Annotated in this window: 12 protein-coding genes; 9 read left to right on the top strand and 3 right to left on the bottom strand. The window is 60.1% G+C overall.

The genetic code is table 11. The features are described 5' to 3' along the window. Positions 1 to 319: 319 nt before the first annotated feature. The 7 genes from ACYZT1_RS01860 to tauD all read left to right on the top strand — a co-directional run bounded on the left by ACYZT1_RS01860 (position 320) and on the right by tauD (position 8,652). A complete protein-coding gene (locus ACYZT1_RS01860; RefSeq protein WP_462017408.1) occupies positions 320 to 2,644 on the top strand; it encodes a Tex family protein in 2,325 nt (774 codons plus the stop codon). Continuing rightward, positions 2,644 to 3,027, top strand: coding sequence for a PaaI family thioesterase (locus ACYZT1_RS01855; RefSeq protein WP_462017407.1), 384 nt, complete (start codon positions 2,644 to 2,646; stop codon positions 3,025 to 3,027). Before ACYZT1_RS01860 ends, ACYZT1_RS01855 begins: the two co-directional genes overlap by 1 nt. Before the next feature lie 331 nt (positions 3,028 to 3,358). Continuing rightward, a complete protein-coding gene (gshA, locus tag ACYZT1_RS01850; protein ID WP_462017406.1) occupies positions 3,359 to 4,942 on the top strand; it encodes a glutamate--cysteine ligase in 1,584 nt (527 codons plus the stop codon). A 195-nt stretch (positions 4,943 to 5,137) separates the two neighbouring features. Beyond that, positions 5,138 to 6,115, top strand: a complete 978-nt coding sequence (tauA, locus tag ACYZT1_RS01845; RefSeq protein ID WP_462017405.1) for a taurine ABC transporter substrate-binding protein — start codon at positions 5,138 to 5,140, stop codon at positions 6,113 to 6,115. Positions 6,116 to 6,131: 16 nt separating this feature from the next. Next, positions 6,132 to 6,926: a taurine ABC transporter ATP-binding subunit gene (gene tauB, locus ACYZT1_RS01840; protein WP_462017404.1), complete on the top strand. Its 795-nt coding sequence runs from the start codon at positions 6,132 to 6,134 to the stop codon at positions 6,924 to 6,926. Then, positions 6,923 to 7,756: a taurine ABC transporter permease TauC gene (tauC, locus tag ACYZT1_RS01835; RefSeq protein ID WP_462017403.1), complete on the top strand. Its 834-nt coding sequence runs from the start codon at positions 6,923 to 6,925 to the stop codon at positions 7,754 to 7,756. The genes tauB and tauC overlap by 4 nt, the downstream gene beginning before the upstream one ends. Positions 7,757 to 7,809: 53 nt before the next feature. Then, positions 7,810 to 8,652, top strand: a complete 843-nt coding sequence (gene tauD, locus ACYZT1_RS01830) for a taurine dioxygenase (RefSeq protein WP_462017402.1) — start codon at positions 7,810 to 7,812, stop codon at positions 8,650 to 8,652. Positions 8,653 to 8,727: 75 nt separating this feature from the next. On the opposite strand, the gene mgrA is transcribed toward tauD, so the two are convergent. Next, the gene (gene mgrA, locus ACYZT1_RS01825; RefSeq protein WP_462017401.1) at positions 8,728 to 9,765 is read right to left on the bottom strand and encodes an L-glyceraldehyde 3-phosphate reductase; all 1,038 of its coding nucleotides are present in this window, start codon (positions 9,763 to 9,765) and stop codon (positions 8,728 to 8,730) included. Positions 9,766 to 9,953: 188 nt separating this feature from the next. Further along, the gene (locus tag ACYZT1_RS01820) at positions 9,954 to 10,844 is read right to left on the bottom strand and encodes a LysR family transcriptional regulator (protein WP_462017400.1); all 891 of its coding nucleotides are present in this window, start codon (positions 10,842 to 10,844) and stop codon (positions 9,954 to 9,956) included. A gap of 130 nt (positions 10,845 to 10,974) precedes the next feature. Here ACYZT1_RS01820 and ACYZT1_RS01815 point away from each other — a divergent pair, with 130 nt between their 5' ends. Both ACYZT1_RS01815 and ACYZT1_RS01810 read left to right on the top strand, forming a co-directional pair. Then, entirely contained in the window at positions 10,975 to 11,715 is a 741-nt protein-coding gene (locus ACYZT1_RS01815) for an SDR family oxidoreductase (RefSeq protein WP_462017399.1), read from the top strand. Positions 11,716 to 11,978: 263 nt separating this feature from the next. After that, entirely contained in the window at positions 11,979 to 12,239 is a 261-nt protein-coding gene (locus ACYZT1_RS01810; protein ID WP_462017398.1) for a hypothetical protein, read from the top strand. An 18-nt stretch (positions 12,240 to 12,257) separates the two neighbouring features. On the opposite strand, the gene betT is transcribed toward ACYZT1_RS01810, so the two are convergent. Next, positions 12,258 to 14,213 carry a choline transporter BetT gene (gene betT / locus ACYZT1_RS01805; RefSeq protein ID WP_462019170.1) on the bottom strand — a complete coding sequence of 652 codons (1,956 nt, stop codon included), beginning with the start codon at positions 14,211 to 14,213 and terminating at the stop codon, positions 12,258 to 12,260. Positions 14,214 to 14,401 lie beyond the last annotated feature (188 nt).

The raw sequence follows: 14,401 nt of genomic DNA, 5'->3' as shown, positions 1-14,401 counted from the left end.
GTTATACGCACCGTGTGCATTGTTAGCAGATTTTTCCTTCACCGCCAGAATTCCGGGCATTGTACCTACAGCCTGCGATGCCCCCCCGAATGATAGAACGCTGGTTATAATGCGCGGCCTTTTGTGTCAGGCAACGTCTGATTTCTGCCGCGGCCGCCGCTTTTTATTTTCATGGCGGCGGCAGTAAATGTTCGATTTCACGGGTCAACGGGATGCCTGTTGATCCAGGTAGCGGCGCTGGCCAGGCCGCTCAACCAGACTCGCCGCGCCTTTATTCCCGTGCCTGCGAGCCTGCTTTCACAATTTGTCAGGTGGTTTTATGGACAGCATCAACAGCCGCATCGCCGAGGAACTCGGCGTACGCCCACAACAGGTCGAAGCGGCCGTCGCGCTACTCGATGAAGGCTCTACCGTTCCCTTCATCGCCCGTTACCGGAAAGAAGTGACCGGCAGCCTCGATGACATCCAGCTGCGTCATCTGGAAGAGCGTCTGCGCTACCTGCGAGAACTCGACGAACGGCGCATCAGCATCCTTGCCAGCATTGATGAGCAAGGCAAGCTGACCCCGCAACTGGAGCGCGACATCAAGCTCGCCGACACCAAGACCCGCCTCGAAGACTTGTACCTGCCGTACAAACAGAAGCGCCGCACCAAAGGCCAGATCGCCCTGGAAGCCGGCCTCGGCGATTTGGCGGACAGTTTGTTCAACGACCCGACCCTGAGCCCGGACACCGAAGCCGCGCGCTTCATCAACGCCGAAAAAGGCGTGGCCGATGTGAAGGCTGCCCTCGAAGGCGCCAAATACATCCTCATGGAGCGTTTCGCGGAAGATGCCAGCCTGCTCGACAAACTGCGCAGCTACCTGAAGCAGGAAGCCACTCTGAGTGCCCGCGTTATCGCCGGCAAGGAAGAGGAAGGCGCCAAGTTCCGCGATTATTTCGAACACGACGAACCGCTGAAAAGCATGCCTTCGCACCGCGCGCTGGCAATTTTCCGTGGCCGTAACGAAGGCATTCTCAGCTCCGCGCTGAAAGTCGGCGATGAGCTGCCCGGCACCATGCACCCGTGCGAAGGCATGATTGGCCAGCAGTTCGGCATCCAGAACCAGAACCGCGCCGCGGACAAATGGCTGGGCGAAGTGGTGCGCTGGACCTGGAAGGTCAAGCTTTACACGCACCTTGAAACCGACCTGCTCGGCGAACTGCGCGATGGCGCGGAAACCGAGGCGATCAATGTATTCGCGCATAACCTGCACGACCTGTTGCTGTCGGCGCCGGCCGGGCCGCGCGCCACGCTGGGCCTCGACCCGGGCCTGCGCACCGGTTGCAAGGTCGCCGTGGTCGACTCCACCGGCAAATTGCTCGATCACGCCACGGTTTACCCGCACGTGCCGCACAACAAGTGGGACCAGACGCTCGCGATTCTGGCCGCCCTGTGCGCCAAGCACGCCGTGGACCTGATCGCCATCGGCAACGGCACGGCCAGCCGTGAAACCGACAAGCTCGCCGCTGAACTGATCAAGAAATACCCGGCCATGAAGTTGACCAAAGTCATGGTCTCGGAGGCCGGCGCATCGGTTTACTCGGCCTCGGAACTGGCCTCCAAAGAATTTCCGGACCTTGACGTGTCGATTCGTGGCGCGGTGTCGATTGCCCGGCGCTTGCAGGATCCGCTTGCGGAGCTGGTGAAAATCGATCCGAAATCCATCGGTGTCGGTCAGTACCAGCACGACGTGTCGCAGCTGAAACTGGCGCGCGGTCTCGACGCTGTAGTCGAGGACTGCGTGAACGCCGTCGGTGTCGACGTGAACACCGCATCGGTTGCGCTGCTGGCGCGCATCTCCGGCCTCAACGCGACGCTGGCGCAAAACATCGTCAGCCACCGCGACGAACACGGCGCGTTCAAAACCCGTGCAGCGTTGAAAAAAGTCGCTCGTCTGGGCGAAAAAACCTTCGAACAGGCCGCCGGGTTTCTGCGCGTCATGAATGGCGACAACCCTCTGGATTCGTCGGCAGTTCACCCGGAAGCCTACCCGTTGGTGCAACGTATTGCCGCTGAAACCGATCGGGACATTCGTTCTCTCATCGGCGACGCCGCGTTCCTCAAGCGCCTCGATCCGAAGAAATACACCGACGAAACCTTCGGCCTGCCGACGGTCACCGACATTCTGCAAGAGCTGGAAAAACCGGGTCGCGATCCGCGTCCTGAATTCAAGACTGCCGAATTTCAGGAAGGGGTCGAAGAGCTCAAGGACCTGCAACCGGGAATGATCCTGGAAGGCGTGGTGACCAACGTGACGAACTTCGGCGCGTTCGTCGATATCGGCGTGCATCAGGACGGTTTGGTGCACATCTCTGCGCTTTCGGAGAAGTTCATCAAGGACCCGCGTGAAGCGGTGAAGGCCGGTGATGTGGTGAAAGTGAAGGTCATGGAAGTCGACATCCCGCGTAAACGCGTTGGCCTGTCGATGCGCATGAGTGACACGCCGGGCGAGAAAATCGACGGGGCTCGCGGCGCGCGTCCGGGCTCGGCGCCACGCCAGTCGCAGAACAGCGCACCGCGCAAGGACACCGCCACGGCGGCGCCGGCCAACAATCCAATGGCCTCGCTGTTCGCCAACGCCAAGCAGTTGAAGAAACGCTGATGGACATCCCGGCCGACCTGACCGAAAGCGCTTATTTCAAGCTGCTCGGTTGCCGCTTGCACGGCCTCGACACCGGGGTGGCGCAAGTCGCCCTGGCGTTGGCGCCCGAGTTGCGCAATCGGGGCAGCAAGCTGCACGGTGGGGCCTTGTTCAGTCTGGTGGACATCGCCATGGGGCTGGCTTGTTCCAGCTCCCACGGCTTTGATCAACAGAGTGCGACCATCGAATGCAAGATCAACTATATTCGCGCCGTTTCCGAGGGCGATGTGATGTGCACGGCGCGGGTGATTCACCCGGGTCGGCGCACGCTGGTGGTCGAAGCCGAAGTGATGCAGGGCGAAAAACTTGTCGCTAAAGCGCAAGGCACGTTCGCTGTCCTGTAGCGAGATGTCACCGATTTGAGTTAATTTCGGCGCTATGACCGCAGCGCCGAAGTTCCTTGTTGGAAGTTCTGTGGCGAGGGGGCCTGCCCCCGTTTGAGTGCGCAGCACTCACAAGATCCCGGAAATTCAGGGATTTTGGGGCTGCTTCGCAACCCAACGGGGGCAAGCCCCCTCGCCACAGGTCAATCCCACAGGGATTGTGGCGACTTGGCTGACTGACATTGGTCGGAACGGCCCGAAAACCAGGCGAAAACGCCAGTTTTAACTTCACCCTTGTAGACCGTCTTGCCCACCCCCATATTGGGGCGACTGACGCGTGAAGGAATCCAACTTGAGCGAACTTCTCAACCGCCGCCTGGCTCTGCTCGGCGAGCGCGCTAACCTCTCTCTGCTCGAGCAGTGTCTTCACGGGATCGAACGTGAATGCCTGCGCGTAACCGGCGAAGGTCGCCTGGCGCAAACGCCGCACCCGGAAGAATTGGGTTCCGCGCTGACCAACGAACAGATCACCACTGACTATTCGGAGTCGCTGCTGGAGTTCATCACGCCTGCCCTGCCCGACCCGGCGGACACGCTGGCGAGCCTGGACAGGATTCACCGCTTTGCCTACAGCAAGCTCGGCACCGAGTACCTGTGGAGTCCATCGATGCCGTGCCCGTTGCCGGCCGAGGAAGACATCCCGATCGCGTATTACGGCACTTCCAACATCGGTCAGCTCAAGTATGTGTATCGCAAGGGCTTGGCCTTGCGGTACGGCAAGACCATGCAGTGCATCGCCGGGATTCACTACAACTTTTCCCTGCCGGAAAAACTCTGGCCGCTCCTCAAGGCGTCCGAAGGCTTCGTCGGCACCGACCGCGATTATCAGTCGTCGGCCTACATCGCGATGATCCGCAATTTCCGTCGCTACAGCTGGTTGCTGATGTACCTGTTCGGTGCCTCCCCTGCGCTGGACGCCGGTTTCCTGCGCGGCCGTTCGCACCAGTTGGAACAACTGGACCCGGACACGTTGTATTTACCCTATGCGACCAGCCTGCGCATGAGCGATCTGGGTTACCAGAGCAACGCCCAGGCCGGCTTGACTCCGTGCTACAACGATCTGACCAGCTACACCGACAGTCTGCGCAAAGCCGTGGCGACACCGTACGCGCCGTATGTTGAAATCGGTACACATCAGGACGGTGAGTGGGTTCAGCTCAACACCAACATCCTGCAGATCGAAAACGAGTACTACTCCAATATTCGTCCCAAGCGCGTGACCTACACCGGCGAGCGGCCGATTCAGGCATTGGCGGCCCGGGGCATTCAGTACGTCGAAGTGCGTTGCCTGGACATCAACCCGTTCCTGCCGATGGGCATCGACCTCACCGAGTCGCGATTCCTCGACGCATTCCTGTTGTATTGCGCGTTGAACGACAGCCCGCTGCTGACCAACAATTCCTGCAGCAACGCGACCTCCAACTTCCTTACCGTGGTCAAGGAAGGGCGCCGTCCGGGATTGCAACTGCAGCGCGACGGTCAAGCGGTCGAATTGAAAGAGTGGGCAGCGCAACTGCTGGAGCACATTGCCCCGCTCGCAGCGTTGCTGGATCAGAGCCATGGCGGCGAGAATCATAGCCAGGCACTGGACGCACAGTTGGACAAGGTCAAAGACCCTTCACTGACACCTTCTGCTCGGGTATTGGCAGCGATGGCGGAACACAAGGAGAGCTTCAGCCAGTTCTCGCTACGCCAGAGCCAGGCGCATGCAGAATTCTTCCGCAGCGAGCCGTTGAGCGCGCAGGAACAGGCCACCTTTGAAGAGCGGGCGCGTTCGTCGCTGGTTGAGCAGGTGGAGCTGGAGCGCAACGAGGTCGGCGATTTCGATGTGTTCGTCGGGTCTTATCAGGCGAGTATTCTGGCGATTAGTAATTAACTGCAATCCCCTTTATTACAGGGTTTTCTGTGGCGAGGGGATTTATCCCCTCGCCACAAAAGCGCTTTACAACTACCCTGCCCAAGAATTTTCCACTCATAAGCTAATTCGAAAAAGTTATTTATTTTCGTATTCTTAGATCATTTAGTCTCCTTTCACACCGATCATCGGTTGCCTGACTAGGAGCTCTTTCCCATGAAACTGCACTTCCCTCTTCGCCTCCTGGCGGCCGCTTCGTTGGCTGCGGCGAGTTTCTTCGCTCAGGCAGCCGATGTCACCGTCGCGTACCAGACCACTGTGGATCCCGCGAAAGTCGCCCAGGCTGACGGCACTTACGAAAAAGCCACTAACGCCAAAATCGACTGGCGCAAATTCGATAACGGTGCCGACATCATTGCCGCAATCGCCTCCGGCGACGTGCAGATCGGCTACCTCGGTTCCAGCCCGCTCACCGCCGCCATCACTCGCAAAGTCCCGGTTGAAACTTTCCTCATCGCCACCCAGATCGGCGCGGCCGAAGCACTCGTTGCCCGCGATGGTTCCGGGATCAAGACTCCACAGGACCTGATCGGCAAGAAAATCGCGGTGCCCTTCGTCTCCACAGGGCATTACAGCCTGCTCGCCGCGCTGAAGCACTGGAACATCGACCCGTCGAAAGTGACCGTGCTCAATCTTGCGCCACCGGCGATTATCGCCGCGTGGAAACGTGGTGACATCGACGCCACCTACGTCTGGGACCCGGCGCTCGGTGTGGCCAAGGAAAACGGCAAAGTGCTGATCACTTCCGGCGAACTGGCCAAATTCGGCGCGCCGACGTTCGATGCCTGGATAGTGCGCAAGGATTTCGCCGAGAAACATCCGCAAATCGTCACCGCGTTCGCCAAAGTCACCCTGGACGCCTACGCCGATTACCGCAAAGACCCGCATGCCTGGCTTGCCAATCAATCCAACGTCGACAAGCTGGTGAAGTTGTCCGGCGCCAAGGCCAGCGATATACCGCTGCTGCTGCAAGGCAACGTCTACCCGCTGGCGGCTGATCAGGTGAGCACCCTCGGTGCGCCGACCACCAAGGCCATCACCGATACGGCGGTGTTTCTCAAGGAACAAGGCAAGGTCGAGGCCGTGCTGCCGGACTACGCGCCCTTCGTCAGCGCCAAGTTCATCACTCACTGATCGGGAGCGAATTGCGATGGCGTTGCTACAGCTGGAGCGCATCAGCGCACAGTACCCCGGCAGTCCGGAACCGGTACTGGCGGACATTTCCCTCACCCTCGGGCCGCAGCAATTGCTGGTTGCGCTCGGCCCATCCGGCAGTGGCAAGACTTCGCTGTTGAACCTGATCGCCGGCTTCGTCGAGCCCAGCGCCGGGCGTATCACCCTGGATGGGGTGCCGGTCAAAGGCCCGAGTGCCGAGCGCGGCGTGGTGTTTCAGGACGATGCCTTGTTGCCGTGGCAAGACGTGCTGGCCAACGTCGCTTTCGGGCTGGAACTGGCCGGCGTGCCGCGGGAGCAACGCGAAGTGCGCGCCCGGGAAATGCTCGCGCTGGTCGACCTGTCCGGTTTCGAACAGCGGCGCATCTGGCAACTGTCGGGTGGTCAGAAACAGCGTGTCGGCCTCGCCCGTGCGCTGGCTGCCGACCCGCGCGTGTTGCTCATGGATGAGCCCTTCGGCGCACTCGATGCATTCACTCGCGAACAGATGCAGGAGTTGCTTCTGCAAGTCTGGCAGCGCACCGCCAAACCGGTGTTCCTGATTACCCACGACATCGAAGAAGCAGTATTCCTCGCCACGGACCTGATTCTGTTGGCGCCGAATCCGGGGAAAATTGTCGAGCGCCTGAGCCTGGATTTCGGTCAGCGTTATGCGGCCGGCGAGTCCGCACGGGCGATCAAGTCCGATCCGCGCTTCATCGAAACCCGCGAACACGTGCTCGCCAAAGTGTTCTCCCAACGCAGCGCTGCCACGCAGCAGGAGCGCGCATGAGCAGCTATCAAATTCCCGCGGTAACCGCGCAACACGGCTCGACAGTGATGCCGGTGCGTCGCAGCTTGAGCACTCGCTGGATCAGCGTGCTGACGCTGCTCGCGCTGATTGCCTTGTGGTGGGCGGTCACCGCTACCGGCACGATCGAACCCTTGTTCCTGCCGCCACCGTCTGCCGTGCTGCAAAAAGGCTGGCTGCTGGCGACCAGCGGCTACATGGATTCAACCTTGTGGCAGCACTTGGGCGCGAGCCTCGGCCGCATCGGCCTTGGATTGGGCTTTGCCGTGTTGACCGCCGTGCCCGTGGGCATCGCCATCGGTGCCAATCGCATCGCCCGTGGCGTGCTCGATCCGCTGATCGAGTTCTACCGCCCTATTCCGCCGCTGGCCTATCTGCCGCTCATCGTGATCTGGTGCGGCATCGGTGAGTTGTCGAAAGTGCTGCTGATCTACCTGGCGATATTCGCCCCGATTGCCATCGCCACCGCAACGGGGGTGCGCACCGTCGACCCGGCCAAATTGCGCGCCGCGCAGTCGTTGGGCGCAACGCGGGCGCAGTTGATTCGCCATGTGATTTTGCCGAGTGCGTTGCCGGATATCTTGACCGGCGTGCGCATTGGTCTGGGCGTCGGCTGGTCGACGCTGGTCGCCGCCGAACTGATCGCGGCCACCAGCGGTTTGGGCTTCATGGTGCAGTCGGCCGCACAGTTTCTGGTCACCGATGTGGTGGTGCTGGGGATTCTGGTGATCGCGCTGATTGCCTTCGCCATGGAAATGGGCCTGCGTGCCCTGCAGCGCAGACTCGTGCCGTGGCATGGCCAGGCGCATTAACGGTTTGTCATTGACCATGCCGACAGTTCGGCACCCGGATGAAGAGAACGACCATGAGCAATCCGACCATCGTCCCGCTCGGCTACGCGCTGGGCGCCCAAATCAGCGGCATCGACATCAGCCAGTCGCTGAGCCTGAAGCAACGCGACGCCATCGAGCAGGCGCTGCTCAAGCATCAAGTGCTGTTCTTTCGCGACCAGCCGATTACCCCACAGCAACAAGCCCGTTTCGCCGCCCACTTCGGCGATTTGCACATTCATCCGATCTACCCGAATGTGCCGGAGCAACCGCAAGTGCTGATCCTCGACACCGCCGTCACCGACGTGCGCGACAACGCGATCTGGCACACCGATGTTACGTTTCTGCCGACCCCGGCGATGGGCGCAGTGCTCAGCGCGAAATTGCTGCCGGAGTTTGGCGGCGACACGTTGTGGGCCAGCGGCATCGCGGCGTACGAAGCGTTGTCGGCACCGATGAAAACCTTGCTGGAGGGGCTGACGGCTACACACGATTTCACTCTTTCGTTTCCGCTGGAGCGCTATGGCAACACGCCGGAAGCGCTGGCCCAGTGGGAAGAAGCACGCCGCAGAAATCCCCCGTTGTCGCACCCGGTGATTCGCACGCACCCGGTGAGCGGACGGCGATCGCTGTTTGTCAGCGAAGGTTTCACGTCGAGGATCAATGAGTTGTCGGAAACCGAAAGCGAAACGGTCTTGAAGTTTTTGTTCGCCCACGCCACCCGGCCGGAATTCACCATCCGCTGGCGCTGGCAGAAGGACGATGTGGCGTTCTGGGATAACCGCGTGACCCAGCATTACGCCGTGGACGATTACCGGCCGGCGCGTCGGGTAATGCAGCGCGCGACGGTGTTGGGGGATGTGCCGTTTTTCAGGTAAACCTTGATACCGTCATTGGCCGGGCTTGCTCGCGAAGGCGGCATAACAGGCGCCAGATATTCCGGCGCCGTACACTTATTCCGCAGTCGACGGTTTCTCCCACAAATTAATCCCGCCTTCCTGCGCAAACCGGTCAATCTCCGCCAGTTCTTCTGCGCTGAAGCTCAGATTTTTCAACGCGCCGACGTTCTCGATAATCTGCTCAGGCCGGCTCGCGCCGATCAGCGCCGAGGTCACGCGCGGGTCACGCAGCGTCCACGCCAGCGCCAATTGCGCCAGGCTTTGCCCGCGCCGCTTGGCGATTTCGTTCAGCGCCCGGACATGTTCAATATTGGCATCGGACAAATGCGCAGCCTGCAACGAACCACCCCCCGGACGATTGACCCGCGCATCCTTCGGAATGCCGTTCAGGTATTTATCGGTCAACAAACCCTGAGCCAGTGGCGTGAAGGCAATGACGCCGGTGCCGAGCTCATCGGTGGTATCGAGCAAATCCTTTTCGACCCAACGATTGAGCAGGTTGTACGCCGGCTGGTGAATCAGCAGCGGCACTTTCCACTCTTTCAGCAGCGCTGCCATTTCCCGGGTTTTAACGCCCGAATAGGACGAGATGCCGATGTACAACGCCTTGCCCTGCTGCACAGCGGTAGCCAGGGCGCTGGCGGTTTCTTCCAGTGGCGTGTCGGGGTCAAAGCGGTGCGAGTAGAAAATATCGACATAGTCCAGGCCCAGACGCTGCAGGCTCTGGTCGAGGCTGGCCAGCACGTATTTACGCGAGCCGCCGCCCTGTCCGTAAGGGCCGGGCCACATGTCCCAACCGGCCTTGCTGGAGATGATCAGTTCGTCGCGGTACTGCTTGAAATCTTCGCGCAGCAATCGGCCAAAATTGATTTCGGCGCTGCCGTATGGCGGGCCGTAGTTGTTGGCCAGGTCGAAATGGTTGATGCCCAGATCGAAAGCGGTGCGCAGCAGCGCGCGCTGAGTGTCGATAGGCGTGCTGTCGCCGAAGTTGTGCCACAGGCCCAGGGACAGTGCCGGCAGCACCAGACCGCTGCGACCGACGCGGCGGTAAGGGATGGAGTCGTAGCGGTTTTCGTCAGCGGTGTAGGTCATCGAATCCTCTCTTGTTTGTCTTGAACCTGGTATCGACTGCTTCGCGAGTTGCCCAGCATACGCCCAGACAAACGCCGATAAACTTCGGACTCTATAAAAAGCTGAAACGTTTCACAGATTTCACCTTTGGCGGCCCTCTGGCGCCTCCGAGCCCGGCAGGGGCTGCTGAAGGCTGCGATCTTTTGATCTCAACCGGCCCCCGCAAACACCTCCGCCAACCAATCCACAAACACCCGAACCCGTGGCGACATGTGTCGGTTATGCGGATAGAGCACGGAAACCGGCATGGACGGGGGCGGTGTGTCCATGAGGACTTCCTGCACCAGGCCCTGGGCAATCCTGGTTTCCATCCGGTAATGCGGGCACTGGATCAGGCCCAGTCCGGCGATGGCTGAGGCGGCGTAAATTTCTGCGCCAAACACTGACAACGCGCTGTCGATGGCGACTTCCCTCAGCTCGCCGTCGACCATGAATTCAAACGGAAACAATTTGGCGGTGGTGCGCGAGACATAGTTCACCGCGCGATGATGCTTCAGGTCTTCGAGGGTCTTCGGTTCGCCGAATTTGCGCAGGTAAGCCGGGCTGGCGCAGGTGATCTGGCGCAGACTGGCCACGCGTTTGCCGATCAGTGCCGAGTCGCTCAACGTGCCGGCGCGCAGCACGCAATCGACGCCTTCGGCAATCAGGTCGACAAAGCGATCGGACTCGCTGATCGACAATTCGATCTGCGGGTAGCGCGCCATGAACAGCGGCAACGCCGGTATCACAAAACTTTTTGCCAACGTGCCGTGCAGGTCGACCCGTAGCCGGCCTTTGGGGGCGCAGCCGCGAAAGGCCACTTCGGCCTCTTCCAACTCCGCCAGCAGTTGCACACACCGCAAGTAATACGCCTCACCGTCCAGAGTCGGTCGCACTTTGCGCGTACTGCGCTCGAGCAAACGTGTGCCCAGCCAGGCTTCGAATTGATTCAGCGTATGAGTGAGGGTCGCACGCGGCAGATTCAGGTCTTCGGCGGCGAGGGTGAAGCTGCTGCGCTCGTAGATGCGCACGAACGCTTTCATCGCTTTGACTTGATCCACGGCGTACTCCACAGGTTTGGATTGTTGGCGATTATTGAACAGTCAAGTCAACTTTCGAGCATTTATCCGCCGCAGTAAACATGTGAATCTGACATCACCCCCAACAAACACCTTAAAAGGAATCACCGCCATGACGACTCAAATCTCCAACGTTGCCATCGTGACCGGCGCCTCCCGCGGCATCGGCGCCGTCATCGCCAGACAACTGGCCAGCGAAGGTTTCGCTGTCGCCATCAACTACGCCAGCAGCGCCACCGAAGCCTCGAAGCTGGTTGTAGAACTGCGTCAGGCCGGGCATCAAGCCATAGCGATCAAGGCTGACGTGTCCAATGCCGACGACGTACGCCGGATGTTCGAAGAAACCGAAGCACAACTGGGCAAGGTCGATGTGTTGGTCAACAACGCCGGCATCCTCGAAGTGATGCCGCTGGCACAGCACACCGACGAGCTGTTCGAACAGACCTTCAACATCCATGCGCGTGGCACCTTCAACACCCTGCGCGAAGCGGCGACACGCCTGAACAGCGGCGGTCGAATCATCAATTTTTCCAGCAGCACCGTTGGCATGAACCTGCCCGGCTACGCGGTGTACATCGCCAGCAAAGCGGCCGTGGAATCCCTGACTCAGGTGTTCGCCAAGGAAATGCGCGGTCGCAACATCACGGTCAATGCCGTCGCACCGGGGCCGGTGGCCACCGACTTGTTCCTGCACGGCAAGAGTGAAGAGCAGATCCAGACGTTCGCCAAGATGCCGCCACTGGAGCGTCTTGCGCAGCCGCAAGACATTTCGCGCGTTGTTTCCTTCCTCGTCGGCCCTGATTCGGCGTGGGTAAACGGCCAGATTCTGCGCGTCAACGGCGGGCTGGTTTAAGACGCCTTACCCAACATTTAAAGGAGTGATGACCATGAACCAGGCAGCTCAAGGCGCGACCCGCAACGCGCAATCGAAATGGATGTTCACGTTGGTTACCGCCGTGGCAGTACATCGTCGCCTGCTTTCTGGGCCGGCACATCGGCCGACGTAGCGTGCAGTGAGGCCTATGCTCGATATGAAAGCGCATTGGTATTGAGGACCTGATCAGCGTCAATCCCTAAGGATTCAAGCGCAACAGATTTCTAAAGGGGGAACCCATCATGCACACCACCATCATCATCACCTTCGGCCTGATTCTCCTGGCGCTGATGCTGTTCATCGGCGAGAAAATCGGTTTCAGCCGCCACACGCTGACCTACAGTTTCATCATCCTGTGGCTGGCACTGACAATGATTAATGGCGCAATCGGCGTGGTCACTGCCGGCCAATCCGTGACAACGGAACTGGTGGTCGGCAGTGTGGTGTTCGGCATTCCGGTGGCGGCACTGGTGCTGTTCATGGTGATGAGCAGCGAAGCCTGAGCGCCACCGGTTTTGCGGTCAACGCACCAGATGCAGGAACTGCATGTGGCGTTCGTACTGATCGAGGATGTCGTTGATGACCTGTTCCTTGGTGTAGCCCACCAGGTCGTAGTCCTGACTGCCCTCGCTCAAATGCACTTCCGCGCGGTGGTAACGGCGGTTGTTGAGTTGCTTGGAACCCATGCCGCCACGGGCGAACGACGGCGTGAAGTAGCCACGCATCTGCACTTGATAGATGAACGGATGCTGTTCGCCATGGCCGATTTCCAGGCTGACGCTGTCATTCGACGGATCAGGCTGAGTGACCACATTCAAACCCTTCTCGACGAACACCGCCGTCACCTCTTCGATCGCCGGGCGCACCGTGGTCTCGAGGAAGCGGTACACCTCGTCACGAGACGGGAAGTGCACAGCCTGACTCAAGCGCTGACGCCAGCCACCGCGCCGCGAACCTGAGACCGGCGCCAGCGAATGCATCTGCGCGATCTGCTTCTGCGATTCCAGATGGAACGCCTTGTGCAGACCCCACATCATCAGCAGCAGAATCATCGAGAACGGCAGCGACGTCAGCACCACCGCCGATTTCAGCGCATCGATGCTGCCGGAGAACAGCAGCGCACTGGTGATCAGCGCGGTCATCGCGCCCCAGAACACCCGCAGCCATTTCGGCCCGTCTTCATCCGGGTTGCCGCCCTTGGCCGACAGGGTCGACAACACCACGGTGCCGGAGTCGGCCGAGGTGACGAAGAACACGAAGCTGATAAACACCGTGACCGCAATCACGGTTTTGCTCCACGGGTAGGTTTCCAGCAGCAGGTAGAGCGTCATCGACGGGTTTTCGATGGCCGACATGCCGAGCGCGCTCATGCCGTGGTTGAGCACTTGATCGATGGCGCTGTTGCCGAAGATCGACATCCACGCCAGGGTGAAACCGAGTGGAATCAACAGCACGCCGAAGACGAATTCGCGGATCGTCCGACCGCGGGAAATCCGCGCGATGAACAGGCCCACAAACGGCGACCATGCGATCCACCACGCCCAATAGAACACGGTCCAGCCGCCCAGCCAGTCGCTCGGTTTGTCGTAGGCGTAGAGGTCGAAGCTTTTCATCGGCAACGCGCCGAGGTAGTCGCCGATGTTCTGGATCAAGGTGTTCAGCAGGTGCTGCGTCGGGCCGGCGAACAACACGAACAGCAGCAGCGCACAGGCCAGCAGCATGTTGATGTCGGACATCACCCGCACACCTTTATCGACGCCGGACACCGCGACGATGATCGCCGCGCCCATCATCAGCGTGATCAGACCGACTTGAATCCACTGGGTGTGAGCGATGCCGAACAAATAGTCCAGACCGGAATTAAGGTGCAACACACCAAAACCCATGTCCGCGCCGAGGCCGAACACCGTGGCAATGATGCCGAAGCCGTCCACGGCGTAACCGATCGGGCCGTTGATGCGCTTGCCGATCAGCGGGTAAAGCGCCGAACGCAGGGCCAGCGGCAAGTTGTGGCGATAGGCGAAATAGGCCAGCGCCATGCCGACAAAAGCGAACACGCCCCAGCCATGCAGGCCCCAGTGCAGAAACAGAATTTGCATGGCCTGACGCGCAGCATCGGCAGTACCGGCCTCACCCTGCGGAGGTTGCGACAGGTGGGTCAGCGGTTCGGAGACACAAAAGAAGAACAGCGTGATGCTGATGCCGGCCGCGAAGAGCATGCCGGCCCAGGACAGGTAACTGAATTCGGGCTCGTCGTGGTCGGCACCGAGCTTGATCTTGCCGTAGCCGGACAAGGCGGTGACCACCACGAAGACCAGATACAGCGTCATCGCGAGCATGTAGTACCAGCCGACCGTGTTCGCCGCCCAGTTTTGCGCTTCAAGAAGCCAGGCGCCGGCCTGTTCCGGCACGGCAATGACGACAATGCCGAACAGCAGAATGAACGTCGCGGCGAAGTAGAACACCGGCGGATTCATGCGGACCTGGCCGCTTGGAGGAAGAGACGAAGTACTCATGAAACGGGCACCTCGCGGGGGTGAAACGGGGCTATCGGTAACGGACTCGGCAAGGGCAAGCCTCCTGTCTTGAACGGGCAGCAAACCAGTGGTTTAACTTGAATGAGTGTTCAAGTTAAACACGAATAGGCCGCCAGGGACTAATCGCA

It is taken from the genome of Pseudomonas sp. PB3P13, assembly GCF_054897735.1.
The sequence above is the reverse complement of the archived record's forward strand: the minus strand, read 5'-3'. Positions and strand labels throughout refer to the sequence as shown.

Coding starts and splice junctions, on each gene's coding strand:
- ACYZT1_RS01860 (WP_462017408.1), top strand. CDS start 320: ATGGACAGCATCAACAGCCGCATCGCCGAGGAACTCGGCGTACGCCCA.
- tauA (WP_462017405.1), top strand. CDS start 5,138: ATGAAACTGCACTTCCCTCTTCGCCTCCTGGCGGCCGCTTCGTTGGCT.
- ACYZT1_RS01810 (WP_462017398.1), top strand. CDS start 11,979: ATGCACACCACCATCATCATCACCTTCGGCCTGATTCTCCTGGCGCTG.
- ACYZT1_RS01815 (WP_462017399.1), top strand. CDS start 10,975: ATGACGACTCAAATCTCCAACGTTGCCATCGTGACCGGCGCCTCCCGC.
- mgrA (WP_462017401.1), bottom strand. CDS start 9,765: ATGACCTACACCGCTGACGAAAACCGCTACGACTCCATCCCTTACCGC.
- betT (WP_462019170.1), bottom strand. CDS start 14,213: ATGAATCCGCCGGTGTTCTACTTCGCCGCGACGTTCATTCTGCTGTTC.
- tauD (WP_462017402.1), top strand. CDS start 7,810: ATGAGCAATCCGACCATCGTCCCGCTCGGCTACGCGCTGGGCGCCCAA.
- tauC (WP_462017403.1), top strand. CDS start 6,923: ATGAGCAGCTATCAAATTCCCGCGGTAACCGCGCAACACGGCTCGACA.
- ACYZT1_RS01855 (WP_462017407.1), top strand. CDS start 2,644: ATGGACATCCCGGCCGACCTGACCGAAAGCGCTTATTTCAAGCTGCTC.
- tauB (WP_462017404.1), top strand. CDS start 6,132: ATGGCGTTGCTACAGCTGGAGCGCATCAGCGCACAGTACCCCGGCAGT.